The sequence below is a fragment of the Polaribacter sp. Q13 genome (genome assembly GCF_016858305.2).
GTDB lineage: Bacteria > Bacteroidota > Bacteroidia > Flavobacteriales > Flavobacteriaceae > Polaribacter.
Genome location: NZ_CP074436.1, coordinates 2,538,997 through 2,559,133, shown reverse-complemented (window position 1 = coordinate 2,559,133; position 20,137 = coordinate 2,538,997). Strand labels below are relative to the sequence as shown.

Here is a 20,137-nt window from a genome sequence, read left to right as displayed (position 1 = left end):
TTGCGTCTTTGCGTTTATAAAAGTCAATTTTTACCCCAACCAACCATCTCTATCTAAACTTCTATATTGTATGGCTTCAGCAATATGATCTGGAGAAATATCTTTAGTGGCAGCTAAATCGGCAATTGTTCTAGAAACTTTTAAAATCCTGTCATAAGCACGAGCAGAAAGGTTTAGTTTTTCCATAGCCGTTTTTAATAACGTTAAACTTTCTGGTGATAACTTACAAAATTCACGAATCTGTTTTACACTCATTTGTGCATTATAATGTACGTTTTCAAAATCTTTAAAACGCTCAGATTGTAACTCTCTAGATGCGGTTACTCGTTTTCTAATTTCTACGGATGATTCTCCTTTTCGTTCTTCTGATAGTTTTGCAAACGGAACAGGAGTAACTTCTATATGAATGTCTATTCTATCTAATAATGGTCCGGAAATTTTACTTAAATAACGTTGCATTTCTTGTGGAGAGGAAGTCATCGGGCTATTTGGGTCATTAAAAAAACCACTCGGACTCGGGTTCATACTTGCCACCAACATAAAACTACTTGGGTAGGTAACTGTAAATTTTGCACGAGAAATAGTAACTTCTCTGTCTTCTAAAGGTTGACGCATTACTTCTAAAACATCTCTCTTAAATTCTGGTAATTCATCTAAAAATAAAACGCCGTTGTGAGACAAAGAAATTTCTCCAGGTCTTGGGTATTGACCGCCGCCGACCAAGGCGACATTAGAAATCGTATGATGTGGGCTTCTAAAAGGACGTTGGTATAGCAAACCTTCTTTTTTTATTTTGCCAACCACAGAATGAATTTTTGTAGTCTCCAGCGCTTCATGTAAAGTCATTGGTGGTAAAATGGACGGCAATCTTTTTGCTAACATAGTTTTTCCAGATCCTGGAGGTCCAATTAAAATAATATTATGTCCGCCTGCAGCGGCAATTTCCATACAACGTTTAATAGATTCTTGTCCTTTTACATCAGAAAAATCAAATTCAGGGAAATCTATATTTTTATAAAACTCAGCTCTTGTATCAACAATAGTGGGTTCAATTTTTTTATCATCATTAAAATGATTGATTACTTCTAAGATATTTTCTACCCCCAACACTTCTAAATCATCTACAATGGCAGCTTCTTTGGCATTTTCCTTCGGAAGAATTAAATATTTGTAACCTTCTTCTCTTGCTTTTATGGCAATTGGTAAGGCACCTCTTATGGGCTGTAAACTTCCGTCTAAAGAAAGTTCGCCCATAATAATGTATTCATCAATATGATCTGATTTTATTTGCGCTGATGCTGCTAAAATTCCAACTGCTAAAGTTAAATCATAAGAAGCACCTTCTTTCCGAATATCGGCAGGAGCCATGTTAATAATAATTTTCTTTCCGGGAAGTTTGTAATTATTGTTATTTAGTGCAGCAGAAATTCGATACGAACTTTCACGAACAGCATTATCGGGCAAACCTACCAAATGATAGCCAATTCCTTTATCAATATTTACTTCTACGGTAATTGTGGTGGCCTCAATACCAAAAACGGCAGAGCCATAAACTTTAACAAGCATTCTTTTTCTTTTTTCTAAAGATAAAGAAAAAAAATAAATTCTCTTATTTTACCAAAAATTGAATCTTTTTTCTTGAGTTAGCCTGATATCTATATGTGCTAAAATCATTATATTTGATTGCTTGTAGATTGTTAAGTTTAATCTTAGCGGAATCTAAAAATTGAAAAACTATAAAATGAAAAAGGCTTTAATATTATTTGGAATAATTGGAATACTCGTTGCTGGAGTATTACTTTATAATAATTATATAGAAAATAAATATTCTACAACTAATTCATCTCAAAAAAAGGAAAAAAACAACTATTTTAGTAATGAGCAGGCTACCTATGCAGCACAACAGTTTGTTGAGAAGCAACTAAAGTCACCAAGTACTGCTAAGTTTCCTTCTCTTAATAAAGCAAATGTTGAAAAGTTAAATAATATATATACAATCTCATCTTATGTTGATTCTCAAAATAGTTTTGGAGCTATAATTAGAAGTAATTATGTTGTAAAATTAAAGGAGAAAGAAAATGGTAATATTTCTCTTATAGATTTAAAAATTAATTAATGGAATTTTTAGGTTAAAAGTAGTTTTAATAACATTTTAATTTTACCTCAAACTGAATTTAATAAACAATTCAAAAATGAATGTAAAAGAATTTGAAAATAAAGTTAATATAATAAAAGAAGAGGCATCTAAAAATATTCTGAATCATTTTAATAGAATAAATGATAAACTTTTCACTTTTAATAACATCTTAATTGGTGGGTATTTTGCCCTTTCTAGTGTTTACGACTGGGTGAATTTAAAATTAATTATGATTCCATTATTGAATCTAATTTTCCTTATTTTTTTAGAATATTTGTTGATGCAAAAGAGTAGAAAAGAAGCTTCAATTGATGAGCTTGGTTTTGATGAATTTATAACGTTTTCAGAAACTAAAGAAAATAGATCAGTACTGTTTTCTTTGTGTGCAATTATTTCTACTTTATGTGTTTTTTGCTATTTTGTTTATTTATTATTTTAATAAAATCATTTAATTTTATTAATCTTGGATAAATGTTAAAACTTAATCCAATTTATCAAATAAGTATAACTTCTACGGTAATTGTGGTGGCCTCAATACCAAAAACGGCAGAGCCATAAACTTTAACAAGCATTCTTTTTCTTTTTTCTAAAGATAAAGAAAATTAATTAAGCTTCTGTGGTTTAAAGTTGATAGGATCCCATCGGGTTGGGTCGTGTTTTTGTAAAAATCCTTTTAACAAGTTTTCATCTCTATAACTTTTATAATCGTCATAGATAAATTTAGTTGCTTTTGTAGAAAGATTTTCAGTGGAAATTACAAATTGATTATCGTCAATTTCTTCAAAAGAAACTGTAGAAAATTTATACTTTTTTTTAAAATTTAACTCCTTGTTAATGGAAGAATAAGAAGGAGTGTCATCAGCTGTAAGCTGAAAAGAAGAGGTGTAAATACTAACAGGAATAAAATTATTGTTGGTAGTTTGTTGTTGTGAAAAACAAAAACTACCAACAAATAAAGTTAAAAGTAAGAAAGTGTATTTTTTCATGGTACGAAATTTTACTTTATAAAAATACGATTTTATTTCAGCATTAAAAAAAAGAATCTTTAAAAAAAAAGAATTTTACAAGAACTCGGTTAATTCGTTTGGGTCTTGTAGGTTATTAAAAAATAGCAAAAACTCAACACTATTATCTGTTATTTGATAGTATAATGTAATCTGTTTTACAATTTCTATTTGATGAATATTGATGTTCTTTTCCCATTTTTTAAAGGTTTGAGGACTCGCTTTTAAAATGGTAACTATATCTGAAACTTTAGTAATAAAACTAACAACTTCTTTTTCTGACCAATAGGTTTCTAAAAACTCTATATTTTGTAAATAAGTACTATTCGCTAAAGGTGATGCAACAATATTATACACCATATTTATGCTTAGAATTGGTTAAAACAGTTTCAAAATCTACACCTAAACCTGCTTTTAATTGAGCTTTCGATTTTTCTAACAATTCACCAATTAAAACATCTTTATAAGCTTGGTATTCTTCTGGATATAAGTGTTTAGAAATGAGTTTAACTTCTTCATTTGTAAAACGTTTTTCACGCATTTTTTTATAGAAAAAACTGTCTTTTAAATTTAACAGTTTTAAAAAGTAGGCTGTTTTAAAATCACTCTTTTTAATATCTTCTATTAATTTATTTATTACAGTATCATAATTGTAGATTACCTCTAAAGTGTTCATATTTATAAAGTATTTGCTTTACAAATATATAAAATTTGTTTTATTTTTTGAAATACTAAATTAATAACACAAAAAAAATGCACTCATAAGTTGAGTGCATTTTAAATATAAATTAATTTTTGATACTATTTTAAGCAGAGTTTCTACTTGCATTAATATTACCAAATAATGAACGCATTACCATTTTTTCATACACTTCAATTTCTGCTGCGCTACCATCAGTTTTTTGAAGTTCTTGAATTTTCTTTAAAGCAAATTGCTGTATTGTTAATAAAGGCAATACAATTTGTTCTCTTACTTCTATAGATGCTTTTCCTACCGGGAAATTTTCCATTAATTCAGATTCTCCTGTAAGTTTTAAAAGTAGTCTTTTAGTAGTTTCGTATTCTGTAAAAATTACTTTCCAAAATTCACCAAATTCCTCATCATCTGCCATGTACGAAGTTAAGCCAAAGAAAGATTTGGTTAAACTCATCATACTATTTTCTAATAGAGTTCTAAAGAAGTCTGAAGCATGGTAAAATTCTTTAACTTCTTCAAATCTACCAGCATCTTCATATTTTTTAAGTGCAGTACCCACACCAAAGAAACCTGGTACGTTTTGTTTTAACTGACTCCAGCTACCTACAAAAGGAATGGCTCTTAATGCAGAAAAGTCTAATTTGTCAGATCCACCACGTTTACTTGGTCTACTTCCAATATTGGTTTTTGCGTAGTATTTTAACGTACTCATTTTTTCTAAATACGGTAAGAATTTATCATGATTTTTAAAGTCTACATAAGTTTGGTAACTTGTTGCAGCCATATCATTTATTAGTTCTCTATGTTTATCGTTTAACTGATCTTTGGTAAATACATCATTTTTAATACCAGAACTTAATAATTGCTCTAAGTTGTATTGAGATGAGTTTTCTGTACCAAAGTTAGAACTAATCGTTTGTCCTTGTATAGTTAATTGTATCTCTTTATCCTCTATTGTTGGGCCTAAAGAAGCATAAAATTGGTGTGTTTTTCCTCCTCCACGTGCTGGTGGTCCACCACGTCCGTCAAAGAAAATTACTTCAATATCAAATTCTCTAGAGATTCTTGTTAAAGCTTCTTTTGCTTTAAAGATTCCCCAGTTTGCCATTAAGTAACCACCATCTTTTGTTCCATCAGAAAAACCTAACATAATAGTTTGTTTGTTTTTTCTTTTGGCAACATGATGTCTATATACTTTATTAGAATATAAGGTTCTCATTACGTCTTCTGAATTCTCTAAATCATCTACAGTTTCAAAAAGCGGAATAACATCTACTGGTAATTCGTTTTCGAAACCACATAAGTTTAGCATTGCAAAAGTTTGCATTACGTGTAAAGCACTTTGGTTGTTACTAATAATGTAACGGTTTGCTCCACGCTCACCATTTCTTTGCTGAATTTCTTTTAGCGCATAAATAGATTCTATGGTTTTAACAGAAGTTTCATCGGTTAAAATACTTGGGTTAATACTTCCTTTTACAACAGATAAAACTTCTACTTGTTCTGCATCAGAAAGTCTTAAATAGTTTTCTGGGAATGTAGTGTCACCAGATTTAAGTAAGTCTTCTACCATTTGCGTAAACGCATGGTGATGTACTCTACTATCTTGTCTAATATCTAAAGTTGCAAAGTGAAAACCAAAGATTCTAACTTTATTGATAACATCATTTAATTCTTCTACAAATAAAGATTGATGTTCGTTAACAATAATTTCTCTTGCAGTATATAATTCTTCTAATAATATTTTTTGAGAAAAGTTAACTTTGGTATAGCTTCTTACAACATGCTTGTACAGTCTTTTTTCTAGTCTGGCAAAAATTTCTTGAACCCCATCAAAAGTATAACGTCTTTTTAAACGTCTAATGTCTCTATAATAGTTTCTTAAAATTGTTTGACGCAATCTTTCTGCAACATCTAACGTAATTTTAGTAGTTACAAATGGGTTACCATCTCTATCTCCACCTGGCCAGAAACCAAGCTCTATAATTTCATTTTCTATGGGTTCACCATCATAAATATGTTGCTGAACGTAATTGTAAATTTTTGGTACAGAATGATAAAATACGTGCTCTAAATACCAAATTAAACTTACAGCTTCATCAAAAGGAGATGGCTTTTCTTTTTTATAGAAAGGCGTTTTTCCTAATTGTGCTAATAATTTTCTAATTAGTAATAAGTCGTCATTTTGTATTGCTTTGTCTAAATCTGTAATAATACCTAAAACAGATCCAGGATAAAACTGTGTTGGATGCGCTGTTAATACAATACGGACTTTAAAGTCTTCTAAATGTGCTTTTAATTCGTCTTTTTTGTTACTTAATAACGCAAGTTCTTTAGAGTTTCTTAGTGTTCCAAAACCATCCATATTATTTACAATAGGGTAGGCAGCGTCTTCTACGGCATCAAATAAAACGACTTGTCGTTCTATAAATTGAATAAAACGGAACAGTAAATCCGATTTTTCTTTTTCTGTAGGTTCTTCTTGGTATTTACTAAAAAAGTGCTCTACAATTTCTGTAGGGTTTTTTCCTAACTTAAAACCTTTACTACATACTTTATGTAAAAGAGGTAATAAAACCCCCGTATCGTCTATGGTGTCAAAAGGTAGCGTTGTGAAAATACTGTTGTAAATCTGATATTTAGACAGTACGTTTTCATTAAATCTATCTAGCTTAGGTAAATTGTTCATGTTCTTATGATTTTACGGGATTAAAATTACGAAAAAGGGAAATGATTAAACCTACTTTTTAACGAATAATCAAGTGTTTATTTGCGAAAATGATATAAATTATATCATTTTTTAGTGAATTGTTTATTTTCTGTTTCTCTTTGGTGTTTTTGTTTTTATTTTGATCAATTAAATATTAAAAAACAGATATTTTAAAATGTGTTGTGGTTTGTTGGTTTACTATAAAGCGTTTATCTTTTCGATGTCCTACAACCCAAATAATGGCATTGTCATTATTACAAAGTAACCAAGTGTTTTGTTTTTGTAAAAGTGAAAATTTTTCATCTTTAAAATATTTGCTTAATTTCTTTTTTCCAGTCATTCCTGCAGGATAGAAGAAATCTCCGTCTTGCCATTTCCTAAGTTTTAAAGGGAATTGTAAACGTTGTTTATCAACATAAATGGTTTGTTTATTTTCTGTTGATTTTTCTTCTACGGTTTCTAATTTTAAATGAATTGGTTGGGTAATTAAGGTTGTATTTTCGTTTATTTCAGTAGTCATTTCTGGCGCAGTCGAGAAATCTTTTTTAGCAAGTAATAAAAAACCTCTATCTTTTAATAATGTATGTGTTTTAGAGTGAATTTGTTTTCCAGATTGTGCAGAAAGTAAATTAGAAACATCGTCCCATTCTGTAAAATTATAGTCTTTTAAAAGCTGATATAAATAAGCCTTCGGGTTCGATAATTTTTCAACTTTAGAAACATCAATCTTTAAAATGTTATTTTCTGTTGTTGTGATTTCGTTAGAAATTTCACCAATTTTATCTTCAATTATTTGCTGACTTTCTTTTAAATGTTCGGATGTTTTAGCAAAGGTTTCTAACAAACTTGGGTTAATTTCTTTTAAAACAGGAAGAATCTGATGTCTAATTTTATTTCTGATGTATTTTGTAGAGGCATTACTTTTATCTTCTCGCCAAGAAATATTGTTTTCTTTTACAAACGTTAAAATATCATTTCTAGAAAATTTTAAAAGCGGACGTACAATATTTCCGTTAATTTCCGGAATACCAGTTAAACCATCTAAACCAGCGCCACGCGTTAAATTAATTAGAAAAGTTTCTAAATTATCATCTGCATGATGTGCTGTTAAAATATAATCGAATTGGTGTTTTTTAATCAGTTCATTAAACCAATCATAGCGTAAGTTTCTGGCTGCAATTTGTGTAGATTGTTTGTTTTCTTTAGCAAATTCTTCAGTTTTAAAATGGGTTACAAAAGTATTAATGTTTTGTTTTTTTCCTAATTCTCTTACAAATTCTTCATCTAAATCACTTTCTTTTCCTCTAAGGTTAAAGTTACAATGCGCTAAAGAAATATTAAAATTTAATGCGGATAAAAGATGTGCTAAAACCACAGAATCTATTCCGCCAGAAATGGCGATTAATAGTTTTTTATCCTTTAAAAAAGGAAGGTTTTTGTTGAGGTGATCAGAGAGTTTTTGTTGCATTTTTCTTTTAGAAATATGTGCGTTAATTTTGCTTTTTTAACCAACCACGAATTTCTTTTCGAAGAGCAACTTCTGGTTTTGGCAACGGAATAGTTTTACCAAATTGTTTGCTTCGGTTAAATTTAGAAAAGGTAACTTTTAGTGCTTTCCATTCTGCGGGGTACAACTTTAAAAACATGTTAAACATATTTTGTTCTGTTGGTTTTTCATCTAATCCTTCTAAGGTTTTTGTGAAAAGTTCTTCTTGATTTATGATCATATTAACAAAGATAAAAAATAGATTCTTGCCTTTGCCGTAAAGGTAAAATATATTGACTTTATATTTAAAATATAAAAATAGTTGGCAAACTAGTTTAGCCCTGATTGAACGATATGTTTGAGCTCTTTTTTGCTTTTTAGGGCAAAAAAAGCGAGTAGTGAAAGCAGGAAATAGCTTCTAATAATAATTTTACTTAGAATTCATTAAAACATATTTCATTGCTTTTGCTTTTAGCAAACATTCTTCATATTCTTTTTCTACAACAGATTTTGCTGTAATAGCACCTCCAACAGAGTAGGAGATGTATTTTTCTGCTTCATTATATAAGATGCTTCTTATAATTACATTAAAGTCAAAATTGTTTTCTGGGGTAAAGTAACCGATAGTTCCGGAGTATAAACCGCGTTTGGTTTCTTCTAAATCTTCAATAATGTTCATGGCAGAAACTTTTGGAGCTCCCGTCATACTGCCCATCGGAAAAGTGCTTTGAAGCACATCTATTGGGTGCGTGTTTTTTTCAACTTCAGAAACTACGGTAGAAATTAATTGATGCACTTGTTTAAAAGAGTACACTTTGCATAATTCTTCTACTTTTACACTGCCTATTTTTGCTGTCTTAGAGAGGTCGTTTCTAACCAAGTCTACAATCATTACATTTTCTGCCCGTTCTTTTTCATCTCTCGTTAAGTCTAAAGCTAATTGAGCATCATCAAATTCGCTAACCAATCTTTTCGCAGTTCCTTTTATAGGTTGAGAAATTATTTTAGTACCTTCTTTTTTAAGATATCTTTCTGGAGATGCACATAAGGCGTATTTATCATCTAATTTTAAAAAAGAAGCAAAAGGTGGTTCGGAAATTTGGTTGAGGTGTTTGTAAACTTCAACCGGATTTATGGTAGCGTTTTCTGCATAAAATTCTTGGCAAAAATTGGCTTCGTAAATATCGCCTCTATGAATATGTTCTAAAACTTTAGTTACTTTAGCATGATATTCATCTTTATGAATTCTTAGTTTTATTTTGATGTTACTTTTCGTTGGTTGGATTGTTGGATTTTTAGATTTAAGAATCTCTTTAAAATCATCTTCAATCTCATCATCCACCATTCTTAAATAATGAAACTCGGCAGAATTTCCTTTAATAAAAACAAGTTTTTTAGGTTGAAAGAAGTATAAATCTGCAAAATCTAAACCGTCAAAATTGATAGAGGAAAGTTGTTCTACATCATTTTTAACGTCGTACGTAATATAGCCAAAAATATAATCTTTGGTAATGGTTTGGTATTCTTTTAGCTTCTCAAAAGCATTGTAATAATCTGTTTTAATAGAGGTAAAATCATCTGCTGCCAAAGCACCATCGAAACTAGCATATTTTTGATGATAGTTATTAGAATCTAACCAAATAATGGTTTCAAATTGTTGTGCCCAAGACAATAAATTGTTTTTGAATTCAATGATATTATCAATAGAGAAAGTGCGAATTGTTCTTTGCATATTTGCGTCAAAAATACAAATCTTATTTGTTAGAAAGCGGAATTTTTAAACTGATTCCTGTTTGAATATCTGGCGAGTTGTTTAAATACAAGTCTTCTTTAATATATAATGTAAAACTATAATTTTTTCTGCCATAAGTGTACAACCAACTCCATGCAGATTGGTATTCGTATAATTGCTCGAAACCATTTTGCCAACCAGCATGAATTTCTTGCCAAAGACCAACCAATTGATAATAATTTGCTTCTTCTTTTTTACTAAATCGAGACTGAATTTGATAATTTACGGATACAGAATGATAGTTTCTCTGCCTTGTGTATTTGGTAAACTCAAACATAGCTTCTAGGCTCCCTAGATATTTGTTATTACCAAAACGTACTAAATTCTCTTTAAAATTGATAGTATTTTTTCTTAGAACACTGGTTCCAAAGGCAGTTCTAATTTCTGATTCTTCGTTTAATTTCCATTTTTTTAAGATATTTCCAGAAACACCAATATCTATAGAAGGGTTGTGTTTTGATGTATTAACTCCTAAATGAGACCCAAAATTTACATGAATATTTTTTTTCTTTAGGTTGATGAAATCTGGATAGTAAAAATGGTTAAATTCAATTCCGGCAAAAATAAATTGTCCGTCTTTTAATTCTAAAACGTTGCCATTTCTATCTTTATATTTAACATTTACTTTATTGAGTCCATAATATTTTCGTCCAAAAGGATCTTCTCCACCGGCTATATTACTATGAAACCATTCTATAGTTTCATCACTTGCAAAGACAGAAAAAGGATATTTTCCTTTACTAACTAAATAAGAGCGAAGTGTAATTCCTAATTCATGATTTTTACTAATTTTGGTATTATAATCAACTCTAAAATTTTTAAAAACGGCATCTATAATAATGTTTTCATAATCTGAAGGTGTTGTCTGTTGGTTTTTATAATAATGTCTGTCAAACCATGTTTTTTGGCTCATTTCTTGTCTAATACCTTCGTCTTTTGGAATATACATTTCTACAAAAGGATGAAACGTGTTTGCACTAGCATAAGAAATATTTAAAGTAGATTTTTTGGGCGGTCGAATTTTAAAATTCTGATTTATTCTCGCAGAAAACATTCCAAAATGATGAATAGGCAATAAGCTAGGTTTATCTATTCCGTTTTTAAGAGGAATAGTATCTTTTATTTGTGAGAAATAAATTCCATGAATAATTAGAAAAAAGAATAGGAAATTGTTTTTTTTCATAGGATAAAAATACATTAAAGTTATTTAAAAAAAAAAACTTCTTTAACATTAACAGATTATATGAGATAAACATTTTTTGGCTTCAATTTTGCTGTTAACAGTATTAAAACACGTTAAAAATTAAGAAAACAATAGTATATTTACAGTATGGAGTTAATTATTTTAGGGTTGATTATTGGATTAGGAATTTCCTATTTAATATCACAACGATTTTCTTTATCAAAGAAAAAAAACTTAGTAGAAAAACAATCTGTTATTCTGTTAGATAAAATTAAAAAAGTATCTAAATTGATTACGGTAGAAGGTGATTTTTCTGAGATTTATCATCATGAAAACACCAAAGAAAACTTTTGGGGATTTAGCAGTAAGAAAAAAGCGATTGTTTTAATACAAGCAAAAGCACACATTGGGTTCGATTTTAGAAAAATTAAATTGGAAGCGGATACTAAAAAAAAGGAAATCATTTTATCAGATTTTCCACAACCAGAAGTGGTTTCTATTGAATGTGATATTAAGTTTTACGATATAAAAAATGGCTATTTAAATAAATTTGATTCAGAAGATTTTACTACTTTAAATAAAGAGGCAAAAGAGCATGTGCTTAGTAAAATACCAGAAAGTAACTTAATTCAATTGGCTAACAAAGAAGCTTTAGAAGCTATTTTATTAATGGAGAATTTGGTAGAAACTATTGGCTGGAAGTTAGATTATACCGCTTTAGAAACGAATGAAGAAATTAAAAAAATAGCACCTTTAAAAAAATAGCACTATTCTGTTTTTATAGTATTATGGACTTCTACTATAATTTATCTTGAGCATAGAATAGAGGTTGAAACGAGGTGTCGCCCAGTTTTGTCTTTTCGACCAAAGGGAGAAATCACATAATGTTGCTCAATTATAATTTTCAAAATAGTGTTTAGTCAGAAAAAAAAATACTGCAAAAAGAGTAGTTTTCTTTTTGCAGTATTTTTAACCAGACACTAAATATTATGGGACTTCTCCTATCGTCGAAGTGACATTTTGTATGGGTTTATTTAGTGAATAGTTTTATTAAAGATGATAATAAAATCTAATCTTTTTAAGCATTTAAAGGCTTTCCGTCCCAAGCAGCTTTTGCAGCTTCTTTTACTGCTTCTGAGTACGTTGGGTGACCATGACAAATTCTTGCCAAGTCTTCTGCCGATGCTCTGTATTCCATTGCAACTGCAGCTTCCATAATTAAATCTGCAACACGTGCACCAACCATGTGAACTCCTAAAATTTCATCTGTATTTTTATCTGCTAATACTTTTACAAAACCATCTAAATCTCCACTTGCGCGAGATCTACCTAAAGCTCTCATAGAAAATTTACCAACTTTGTAATCTACTTTTGCAGCTTTTAATTCGTCCTCTGTTTTACCAACAGCAGCAACTTCTGGCCATGTGTACACAATACCAGGAATTAAATTATAATCGATATGTGGTTTTTCGCCAGCTAAATATTCTGCTACTACAACACCTTCTTCTTCCGCTTTATGCGCTAACATTGCACCTTTAACTACATCTCCAATTGCGTAAATATTAGAAACATTGGTTTGTAAATGATCGTTTGTAGAAACCTGCCCGCGTTCGTTAACTTCTACACCAATTTTTTCTAACCCTAAGCCTTCTGTATATGCTTTTCTACCTACAGCAACCAAACAATAATCTCCAGTAAAAGTAACTTCTTCACCTTTTTTGTTATTTGCTTTCACTGTAATTTCATCACCTTTTCTTTCTACAGAAGTAACACCATGACTTACAGCAAACTTAATACCTTGTTTCTTTAAAACTTTAGTCAATTCTTTAGAAACATCAGCATCCATAGTTGGCGTAATTTTTGGTGCGTATTCTACCACAGTTACATTTGCTCCTAAACGTTTGTAAACGGTACCTAACTCTAAACCAATAACACCACCACCAATTACAATTAAATGTTTTGGTACTTCAGTTAATTTTAAAGCTTCGGTAGATGTAATTACACGTTCTTTATCTAAAGAAATAAACGGTAAAGTAGACGGTTTAGAACCTGTTGCGATAATAATATTTGTTCCTTCAATTATTTCTGAAGAACCATCATTTTTTGTAACTTTTACATGAGTAGCATCTTCAAAAGAACCTAATCCTTCAAAAACATCAACTTTGTTTTTGTCCATTAAGTACTTAATTCCGCCTGTAGTGGTTTCTACAACTTTTTCTTTTCTTGTTACCATTTTACTGAAATCAAACGTAGGATTTTCCACAGAAATTCCATGTTCTTCAAAATGGTTAACAGCATCATAATAATGATGCGAAGAATCTAACAATGCTTTAGATGGAATGCAACCAACGTTTAAACAGGTTCCTCCTAAAGTTGAATATTTTTCTATAATTGCTACTTTTTTACCTAATTGAGAAGCTCTAACTGCAGAAATGTATCCTCCAGGACCAGATCCAATTACAATAATATCGTATTTCATGATTGCGTTTGTTTTGCGTATAATGTAACCTTTCGGTTTATTTTTTAATGATAGTTGACAAAAATACGGATATTTTCACAAAATAAAGAGGGAATTCAGTAGTTTTACACTCTTAAAAACCTTAAAATTTACCCAATGAAAATTCTCAAAAAAATAGGGATTGTTATCGTATTAATATTAGTAGTTGCACAATTTTTTGGTCCTGAAAAAAATGAAGGAAATTTAGATTCTGTAGAAATGTTTATAGCAGAAACAAAGCCGCCAGCAGATGTAAGAAAGATTTTAGAAACTACTTGTTATGACTGCCATTCTAGTAAAACCAATTATCCTTGGTATAATAATATTACACCCGTAAATTTTTGGTTAGCAGATCATGTAAAAGACGGTAAAAAGCATTTTAATTTTTCTACTTGGAGTACTTATTCTTTAAAAAAGAAAGAACATAAAATGGAGGAACTTCATGAAGAAGTTGCCGAGAAAAAGATGCCGTTAGATTCTTATACATGGACGCATGGAGACGCGAATTTAACAGAAGCGCAAATAGATGCAGTTGTTTCTTGGGGTAAAAAAGTACAAGTAGATTATCAACAACAATTGAATACTAAATAATTGAATACACAGCAGGTTTTAATTATAGGTTACGTTTGGGTAGAGCCCAATTCTTCTGCTGCCGGAAGTAGAATGTTACAGTTGATTGAACAGTTTTTACAACAAGGGTTTAAAATAACCTTTTCTTCTCCATCTCAAAAAAGTGAGAAAGCTACAAGTTTAAATTCTTTAGGAATTGAGGAGGTTTCTATTGAATTAAATAATGCCTCGTTTAACGATTTTATAAAAGAACTACAACCAACAATTGTACTATTCGATCGTTTTATGATGGAAGAGCAATTTGGTTGGCGTGTTGCGGAAAATTGTCCGAATGCAATTCGGATTTTAGATACAGAAGATTTACATTTTTTACGTAAAACACGTCATCAACAATTAAAAAAAGGAGAAGAATTTACAACAGAAGCATTATTAAAATCTGATGATGCCAAAAGAGAAATTTCCTCTATTTTACGTTGCGACATGAGTTTGATTATCTCTACCTATGAAATGGATTTATTGAAATCTACTTTTAAGATTGATAAAAAAATCTTATATTATTTACCTTTTTTATTGGATAAGATTGATGAAAATCAAACTAAAGAATGGAAGCCTTTTGAAGAAAGAGAACATTTTATATTTATTGGTAATTTCTTTCACAAACCAAATGTAGATGCTGTTTTAACTTTGAAAACTGAAGTTTGGAGTGAAATTAGAAAGCAACTTCCAAAAGCAGAAGTGCATATTTATGGTGCGTATGCGAATCAACAAATAAATCAATTACATAATAAAAAGGAAGGTTTTATTATTAAAGGCTTTGCGGAAGACGCTAAAGAAGTTGTTGGAAATGCGAGGGTAGTTTTAGCACCTTTACGTTTTGGTGCAGGAATAAAAGGAAAACTAACAGAAGCGATGATTTGCGGAACACCAAGTGTTACAACAGAAATTGGAGCTGAGGGAATGTGCGATAGATTTCCTTGGAATGGCTTTATAGAAAATGATTTTACAGCGTTTTCAAATAAAGCTATCAAATTATATACTGATGAAAAACTTTTGATTGAATCTCAAAAAAACGGTGTAGAAATCATCAACCAAATTTATGATAAAGAGAAACTTGGAGTGCCTTTTATCAATCAAATAAAAGAAATTCAAGATAATTTAGAACAGCACAGAACTCAGAATTTTTTAGGGAGCTTGTTACAACATCAAACTTTACAAGCTACAAAATACTTGAGTAAATGGATAGAAAGTAAAAATAAGTAAGCAGTCTTCAGTTGGCAGTCTCAGTTTTCAGTAATCAACTGACTGGTTACTGCAAACTGAAGACTGCCTACTAAACCCTAAATCAACCCCGCTCTTCTTAAAAGTGCATCTGGTTTTGGTTCTTTTCCTCTAAAACGTTTGTACAATTCCATTGGTTTTTCTGTTCCACCTTTAGAAAGTACGTTGTCTTTAAATTTTGTTGCTACTTCTTTATTAAAAATTCCTTCTTCTAAGAAATACTCAAATGCATCTGCATCTAAAACTTCAGCCCATTTGTAAGAGTAATATCCGGCAGAATATCCACCTTGAAAAATATGAGAAAATGCGGTACTCATGCAGTTTTCTGCAACATCAGGATATAATTTTGTATTAGCAAAAGCACCGTTTTCAAATTCTTTGATAGATGTTATTGTCTGTGGCGACTCGCCACCATGCCATTGCATGTCTAGTAAGCCAAAACTTAATTGTCTAAGCGTTTGCATTCCTTCATGGAAACTGGCAGATTCTTTAATTTTTTCTACATATTTCATCGGAATAACTTCGCCAGTTTCGTAATGTTTTGCAAATAATTCTAAAGCTTCTTTTTCGAAACACCAATTTTCTAAAACCTGACTTGGTAATTCTACAAAATCCCAAGAAACAGAAGTTCCAGATAAGCTGTTGTAAGTGGTGTTTGCTAACATTCCGTGTAATGCGTGTCCGAATTCATGAAATAAGGTGGTAACCTCGTTAAAGGTTAATAAAGATGGTTTGGTTGCGGTTGGTTTAGTAAAGTTACAAACAATAGAAACCTGTGGTCTTTCGTTAATTCCGTTTTTAATTTGTTGCGATTTGTAACTTGTCATCCACGCACCATTTCTTTTTCCTTTTCTAGGATGAAAATCAGCATAAAAATGCGATACAAAATTTCCGTTTGTATCGGTTACATTATACGTTTTAACATCTTCGTGGTATTTGTCGATGTTATTTATTTCTTCAAATTTTAAATCATATAAACGATTGGCAATCTCAAAAACACCATCAATTACATTTTCTAATTTAAAATAAGGTTTTAAAGCTTCTTGATCTAAATCGAATAATTCTTTCTTCAGTTTTTCTGAATAATAAGAACCATCCCATTTTTGAAGTTGGTCTATTCCGTCTAATTTCTTAGCGAAATTTTCTAAATTTTCAAACTCTTTTAAGGCAGCAGGTTTTGCTTTTTCTAAAAGGTTGTTAGAAAATTCGATTACTTTTTCTGGCGTTTCTGCCATTCTTTCTTCTAAAACAAAATGAGCATGTGTTTTATAACCTAATAAATTAGCTCTTTTCTGACGAAGATTAACAATATCTAAAACAACTTGTTCGTTATTAAATTCATTATCCTGAAATGCTTTTTTACCAGCAGCAATGGCCATTTCTTTTCGCAATTCTCTGTTATCAGCATACGTTAAAAACGGAATGTAACTTGGGTAATCTAAAGTGAAAACATACCCTTCTTTATCTCTAGATTTTGCTACTTCTTTAGCAGATTCTTTTTCGCTTTCTGGTAAGCCAGCAAGATCCTCTTCATTGGTTAAATGCATCTCGAAAGCCTGTGTTTCTGCTAGTACATTTTCGCCAAACTTTAAAGATAATTTAGAAAGTTTTGCATCAATTTCTCGAAGTTTCGTTTTATCTGCTTCCTTTAAATTAGCACCATTTCTAGCAAAGCTTTTGTATTGCTTTTCTAAAAGCATGGTTTGTTCTGGAGTTAAATCTAAACTTTCTTTAGCATCAAAAACAACTTTTACTCTTTTAAATAATTCCTCATTTAAAGTAATGTCATTACTAAACTCACTTAGCCAAGGAGAAACTTCTTGTGCAATTTTCTGAATCTCATCATTGGTTTCTGCAGAATTTAGGTTGAAGAAAATACTGGTGATTTTATTTAGCTTTTCACCAGAAAAATCTAATGCAACCGTTGTGTTTTCAAAAGTTGGTTGTTCAATATTATTTGTAATTGCATCAATTTCTGCTTTGGCAATTTCAATCCCTTTTTTTATAGCAGGTTTGTAATCATTATTAGAAATTTTAGAAAAAGGAGGCGTATTAAAATCTTGTAAAAGTGGATTCATGATTTCTTTGTATATATATGTCAAATATAAATATTCTATTAATTTATTATATAGAAACCATTAAAAACTTACATTCATCAAAGAAATACTTTTATTTTTACTATATTTAAATTATTTATTAATTGAATTCCCTAATTATGAGAACCGTATTTATTAATTTAATAATAATTTTAATTACATTTTGTAGTTATGCCCAGACAGCTAATGATGGTTTGTATTTTGATGGTGTAGATGATTACATTAATGTAGGTGGTGCTTCAGGTACGAGTATAACAAATATTAATAGTACAACAACCAACGATAGAACGTACGAGACATGGTTTAAAGCAGATGCACTTCCTGGTACTCCTACTGTTCCTGTTAGGCAATTTATTATGAAAGAAGGAGCTGGTACAAGAGCAGTTGTTGTGTACATAGAAAATGATTATTTAATTGTTGGGGCATACAATAGAAATGATTATACACCAGATTGGCAAGGAACTTTTTTTAGAAAAAAAATTTCTGCAGGTACATGGTATCATGTAGCCATGGTTTTAGATAATGCTTTAGCTCCTAATACTACTACAAATCTTATGGGAGCTAATGAAAATACTGCTTTAAAATTTTATTTAGATGGTGCTTTAATTGGTGAAAATTCTGGATATGAAGTTGGTGCCCATAATACTATGAGGCTTGGATATAAAGATGTAGCTGTTAGATTACCTAGTGTTGCAGCAACTTGGACAAGTCAATTAAGTTCTGAGTATTTCTATGCATCATCAACTTTAAATAATTATTCTGGTGATGATTATTTTAAAGGATATTTATGGGGGTTCAGACTTTGGAATAGGGTTAGAACTCCTGCAGAAATAGACGATTATAAAGCAGATATTATTACAACTGTTGGTACAGATGATTTAGTTGCAATATTAGACGGAGATACGTTTACATATTTAGCAAATGATAATACAAGTACTGAAGAAGCTATCGTTTCTCCAGTAACAACAATTATTTGGAGTGCAACAGCGGCAACTACAGATTGGAATATGGGGTCTAATTGGGTTGGTGGGAATGTACCAAGTATATTAAAAAAAGAAAGTGCACAAATACAGGTTTCTAGTAATTACCCAGAAATAGCAACTCACATTGTTGTAGGAGATTTAATAGTTGATACTGGTGCTAGTATAACTGTTAATGCAGGAGGAACGTTAGAAGTTACTTACGATTTAACAAACGATGGTACCATTACTGTTTTAGATGATGCTAGTTTAGTTTTAAGAGAAAAAGAAGCACCTGTAAGTGCAGGTACTTTTATTATTCAAAAAGTTACGCCAACTTATGCTAGTAATAAATTTTATTCATATTGGAGTTCTCCTGTTGTAGCTTCAGACTCTAATATTGCAACCGTTTTTCCGGATGCTTCACTTATTTATAAATTCGATGCAGCTTCTTCGAATTCAGATTGGGTTTCTACAGGGACTGCAGATTTTAATCCAGGAATTGGATATGCTGTGCGTAATGAAAGTATGGGAGGACAAATAAGAACTTTTTCTGGTAAAATTAATGAAGGTGATATAGCCGTAGATATATATAATACTACAAATTTAGCAGGGCCAGATTTTGATGGGATTCCGTGGTCTTTAAATGGAGATAATTTAGTTGGTAATCCATATGCAGCAGCCATAGATTGGGACTTGGTAATTACAGATCCAGATAATACTGAAATAGAAGGAACGATGTACCTTTGGGATCAGAACTCGGTTCATATAGGTGAAAACATACAAGCAGATTACTTAGAGTATAACATGACAGGTGGGGCAAGCAATACAACAACTAGTAATATTGGTTCTGGGCAAGGTTTTTTTATAAAAACAACAAGTGAAAACCCTAATTTAAAAATTATCTTTAAAACAACACATCAAATTGCTGGTTTAAATACAAAATTTCTTAGAAGTAGTAACAATAATAATAGTATAAAGAAGAAAGGTCGTTCTTGGTTTACTTTTAATCATAATGATGTTACAAAATCAATATTAATAGGTTTCTTAGAAGGAGCCACGGAAAATTTTGATCGTTTGTATGATGCTCCATTTGATGTAGAAAAGAAGTCAATGAGCTTTTATTCTATAGTAGAAGAAACATTTAAAGCAACTATACAGGGTTTACCTGAATTAAAAGGAGATACAGAAGTAATTAAATTAGGATTTATTGCAGATGAAGAAGGAGATTATACAATTGGTATCCAAGAAGAACAAATAGATGAAGCTTATTATATTTATTTATTAGATACAGAAAAAGGAATTACTATAGATTTAAAGCAGAAAGAATATAATTTCACAATTGATACTGTTGGTGAAAATAATTCGAGATTTAAAGTAGTTTATAGTAAAAGTAAATTAAAAACATTAGCTATAAAATCTAATGAAATTGAGGCTAAAGAACTTTCTGTATATCTCGATGGTGCAAAAGAATTAGTAGTAATATATAATAATAGTAAAGATAATATCGATGAGGTTTCTGTGTTTACTGTTCAGGGTAGAGAAGTAGCTTTTTTTAAAGGAAGTCAGAAAAAAAATACTTCTAATTTGTCATCTGGGGTTTATCTTGTAAAAGTAAAATTACAAGATGGAAGAACCTTAAATAAAAAAGTATTAATAGCAAATTAGTCTATTTAAAAGGAATAAAAGAAAACTCAGAATTTATATAAATTCTGAGTTTTCTTTTTT

At 30.4% G+C, this 20,137-nt stretch carries 17 protein-coding genes; 6 read left to right on the top strand and 11 right to left on the bottom strand.

Annotated elements, in window-relative coordinates; all coding sequences use genetic code 11:
- Positions 1–30: 30 nt before the first annotated feature.
- Complete coding sequence (locus JOP69_RS10650) at positions 31–1,566, bottom strand: YifB family Mg chelatase-like AAA ATPase (protein ID WP_203392578.1); 1,536 nt, start codon at positions 1,564–1,566, stop codon at positions 31–33.
- 175 nt (positions 1,567–1,741) lie between these two features.
- Between JOP69_RS10650 and JOP69_RS10645 the strand changes: the two genes are divergently transcribed.
- Together JOP69_RS10645 and JOP69_RS10640 are read left to right on the top strand one after the other, a co-directional pair.
- Entirely contained in the window at positions 1,742–2,116 is a 375-nt protein-coding gene (locus JOP69_RS10645; RefSeq protein ID WP_203392577.1) for a hypothetical protein, read from the top strand.
- Positions 2,117–2,192: 76 nt separating this feature from the next.
- The gene (locus tag JOP69_RS10640; protein WP_203392576.1) at positions 2,193–2,576 is read left to right on the top strand and encodes a hypothetical protein; all 384 of its coding nucleotides are present in this window, start codon (positions 2,193–2,195) and stop codon (positions 2,574–2,576) included.
- 163 nt (positions 2,577–2,739) lie between these two features.
- Here the strand turns inward: JOP69_RS10640 and JOP69_RS10635 are convergent, their stop codons facing one another.
- The 8 genes from JOP69_RS10635 to JOP69_RS10600 all read right to left on the bottom strand — a co-directional run bounded on the left by JOP69_RS10635 (position 2,740) and on the right by JOP69_RS10600 (position 11,009).
- Positions 2,740–3,123: a hypothetical protein gene (locus JOP69_RS10635; RefSeq protein WP_203392575.1), complete on the bottom strand. Its 384-nt coding sequence runs from the start codon at positions 3,121–3,123 to the stop codon at positions 2,740–2,742.
- 75 nt (positions 3,124–3,198) lie between these two features.
- Positions 3,199–3,501 carry a type II toxin-antitoxin system RelE/ParE family toxin gene (locus JOP69_RS10630; protein ID WP_203392574.1) on the bottom strand — a complete coding sequence of 101 codons (303 nt, stop codon included), beginning with the start codon at positions 3,499–3,501 and terminating at the stop codon, positions 3,199–3,201.
- A complete protein-coding gene (locus tag JOP69_RS10625) occupies positions 3,491–3,817 on the bottom strand; it encodes a hypothetical protein (RefSeq protein WP_203392573.1) in 327 nt (108 codons plus the stop codon). Before JOP69_RS10625 ends, JOP69_RS10630 begins: the two co-directional genes overlap by 11 nt.
- A gap of 130 nt (positions 3,818–3,947) precedes the next feature.
- Positions 3,948–6,527 (bottom strand): phosphoenolpyruvate carboxylase, encoded by a 2,580-nt coding sequence (locus JOP69_RS10620; protein ID WP_203392572.1) that lies wholly within the window; start codon positions 6,525–6,527, stop codon positions 3,948–3,950.
- Between the two features lie 175 nt (positions 6,528–6,702).
- Positions 6,703–8,016 (bottom strand): tRNA lysidine(34) synthetase TilS, encoded by a 1,314-nt coding sequence (gene tilS, locus JOP69_RS10615; RefSeq protein WP_203392571.1) that lies wholly within the window; start codon positions 8,014–8,016, stop codon positions 6,703–6,705.
- Positions 8,017–8,038: 22 nt separating this feature from the next.
- Positions 8,039–8,275 carry a hypothetical protein gene (locus JOP69_RS10610; protein ID WP_203392570.1) on the bottom strand — a complete coding sequence of 79 codons (237 nt, stop codon included), beginning with the start codon at positions 8,273–8,275 and terminating at the stop codon, positions 8,039–8,041.
- A 189-nt stretch (positions 8,276–8,464) separates the two neighbouring features.
- Positions 8,465–9,766 carry an anthranilate synthase component I family protein gene (locus JOP69_RS10605; protein WP_203392569.1) on the bottom strand — a complete coding sequence of 434 codons (1,302 nt, stop codon included), beginning with the start codon at positions 9,764–9,766 and terminating at the stop codon, positions 8,465–8,467.
- Positions 9,767–9,788: 22 nt separating this feature from the next.
- Positions 9,789–11,009, bottom strand: coding sequence for a hypothetical protein (locus tag JOP69_RS10600; protein WP_203392568.1), 1,221 nt, complete (start codon positions 11,007–11,009; stop codon positions 9,789–9,791).
- A gap of 147 nt (positions 11,010–11,156) precedes the next feature.
- Here JOP69_RS10600 and JOP69_RS10595 point away from each other — a divergent pair, with 147 nt between their 5' ends.
- Positions 11,157–11,774 (top strand): DUF4230 domain-containing protein, encoded by a 618-nt coding sequence (locus tag JOP69_RS10595; protein ID WP_203392567.1) that lies wholly within the window; start codon positions 11,157–11,159, stop codon positions 11,772–11,774.
- Between the two features lie 313 nt (positions 11,775–12,087).
- On the opposite strand, the gene lpdA is transcribed toward JOP69_RS10595, so the two are convergent.
- Positions 12,088–13,488: a dihydrolipoyl dehydrogenase gene (gene lpdA / locus JOP69_RS10590; RefSeq protein ID WP_203392566.1), complete on the bottom strand. Its 1,401-nt coding sequence runs from the start codon at positions 13,486–13,488 to the stop codon at positions 12,088–12,090.
- A 135-nt stretch (positions 13,489–13,623) separates the two neighbouring features.
- Here lpdA and JOP69_RS10585 point away from each other — a divergent pair, with 135 nt between their 5' ends.
- The gene (locus tag JOP69_RS10585; RefSeq protein ID WP_203392565.1) at positions 13,624–14,097 is read left to right on the top strand and encodes a heme-binding domain-containing protein; all 474 of its coding nucleotides are present in this window, start codon (positions 13,624–13,626) and stop codon (positions 14,095–14,097) included.
- The gene (locus JOP69_RS10580) at positions 14,098–15,336 is read left to right on the top strand and encodes a glycosyltransferase (RefSeq protein ID WP_203392564.1); all 1,239 of its coding nucleotides are present in this window, start codon (positions 14,098–14,100) and stop codon (positions 15,334–15,336) included.
- A 77-nt stretch (positions 15,337–15,413) separates the two neighbouring features.
- Here the strand turns inward: JOP69_RS10580 and JOP69_RS10575 are convergent, their stop codons facing one another.
- Complete coding sequence (locus JOP69_RS10575; RefSeq protein ID WP_203392563.1) at positions 15,414–17,432, bottom strand: M3 family metallopeptidase; 2,019 nt, start codon at positions 17,430–17,432, stop codon at positions 15,414–15,416.
- A gap of 137 nt (positions 17,433–17,569) precedes the next feature.
- Between JOP69_RS10575 and JOP69_RS10570 the strand changes: the two genes are divergently transcribed.
- On the top strand, positions 17,570–20,077 hold the full coding sequence (locus JOP69_RS10570) for a LamG-like jellyroll fold domain-containing protein (RefSeq protein WP_203392562.1): 2,508 nt from the start codon (positions 17,570–17,572) through the stop codon (positions 20,075–20,077).
- The last annotated feature ends 60 nt before the right edge of the window (positions 20,078–20,137 follow it).

Bases quoted from the DNA above. Each gene is read 5' to 3' on its own strand.
- JOP69_RS10650 (WP_203392578.1), bottom strand. From the start codon at position 1,566: ATGCTTGTTAAAGTTTATGGCTCTGCCGTTTTTGGTATTGAGGCCACC.
- JOP69_RS10645 (WP_203392577.1), top strand. From the start codon at position 1,742: ATGAAAAAGGCTTTAATATTATTTGGAATAATTGGAATACTCGTTGCT.
- JOP69_RS10640 (WP_203392576.1), top strand. From the start codon at position 2,193: ATGAATGTAAAAGAATTTGAAAATAAAGTTAATATAATAAAAGAAGAG.
- JOP69_RS10635 (WP_203392575.1), bottom strand. From the start codon at position 3,123: ATGAAAAAATACACTTTCTTACTTTTAACTTTATTTGTTGGTAGTTTT.
- JOP69_RS10630 (WP_203392574.1), bottom strand. From the start codon at position 3,501: ATGGTGTATAATATTGTTGCATCACCTTTAGCGAATAGTACTTATTTA.
- JOP69_RS10625 (WP_203392573.1), bottom strand. From the start codon at position 3,817: ATGAACACTTTAGAGGTAATCTACAATTATGATACTGTAATAAATAAA.
- JOP69_RS10620 (WP_203392572.1), bottom strand. From the start codon at position 6,527: ATGAACAATTTACCTAAGCTAGATAGATTTAATGAAAACGTACTGTCT.
- tilS (WP_203392571.1), bottom strand. From the start codon at position 8,016: ATGCAACAAAAACTCTCTGATCACCTCAACAAAAACCTTCCTTTTTTA.
- JOP69_RS10610 (WP_203392570.1), bottom strand. From the start codon at position 8,275: ATGATCATAAATCAAGAAGAACTTTTCACAAAAACCTTAGAAGGATTA.
- JOP69_RS10605 (WP_203392569.1), bottom strand. From the start codon at position 9,766: ATGCAAAGAACAATTCGCACTTTCTCTATTGATAATATCATTGAATTC.
- JOP69_RS10600 (WP_203392568.1), bottom strand. From the start codon at position 11,009: ATGAAAAAAAACAATTTCCTATTCTTTTTTCTAATTATTCATGGAATT.
- JOP69_RS10595 (WP_203392567.1), top strand. From the start codon at position 11,157: ATGGAGTTAATTATTTTAGGGTTGATTATTGGATTAGGAATTTCCTAT.
- lpdA (WP_203392566.1), bottom strand. From the start codon at position 13,488: ATGAAATACGATATTATTGTAATTGGATCTGGTCCTGGAGGATACATT.
- JOP69_RS10585 (WP_203392565.1), top strand. From the start codon at position 13,624: ATGAAAATTCTCAAAAAAATAGGGATTGTTATCGTATTAATATTAGTA.
- JOP69_RS10575 (WP_203392563.1), bottom strand. From the start codon at position 17,432: ATGAATCCACTTTTACAAGATTTTAATACGCCTCCTTTTTCTAAAATT.
- JOP69_RS10570 (WP_203392562.1), top strand. From the start codon at position 17,570: ATGAGAACCGTATTTATTAATTTAATAATAATTTTAATTACATTTTGT.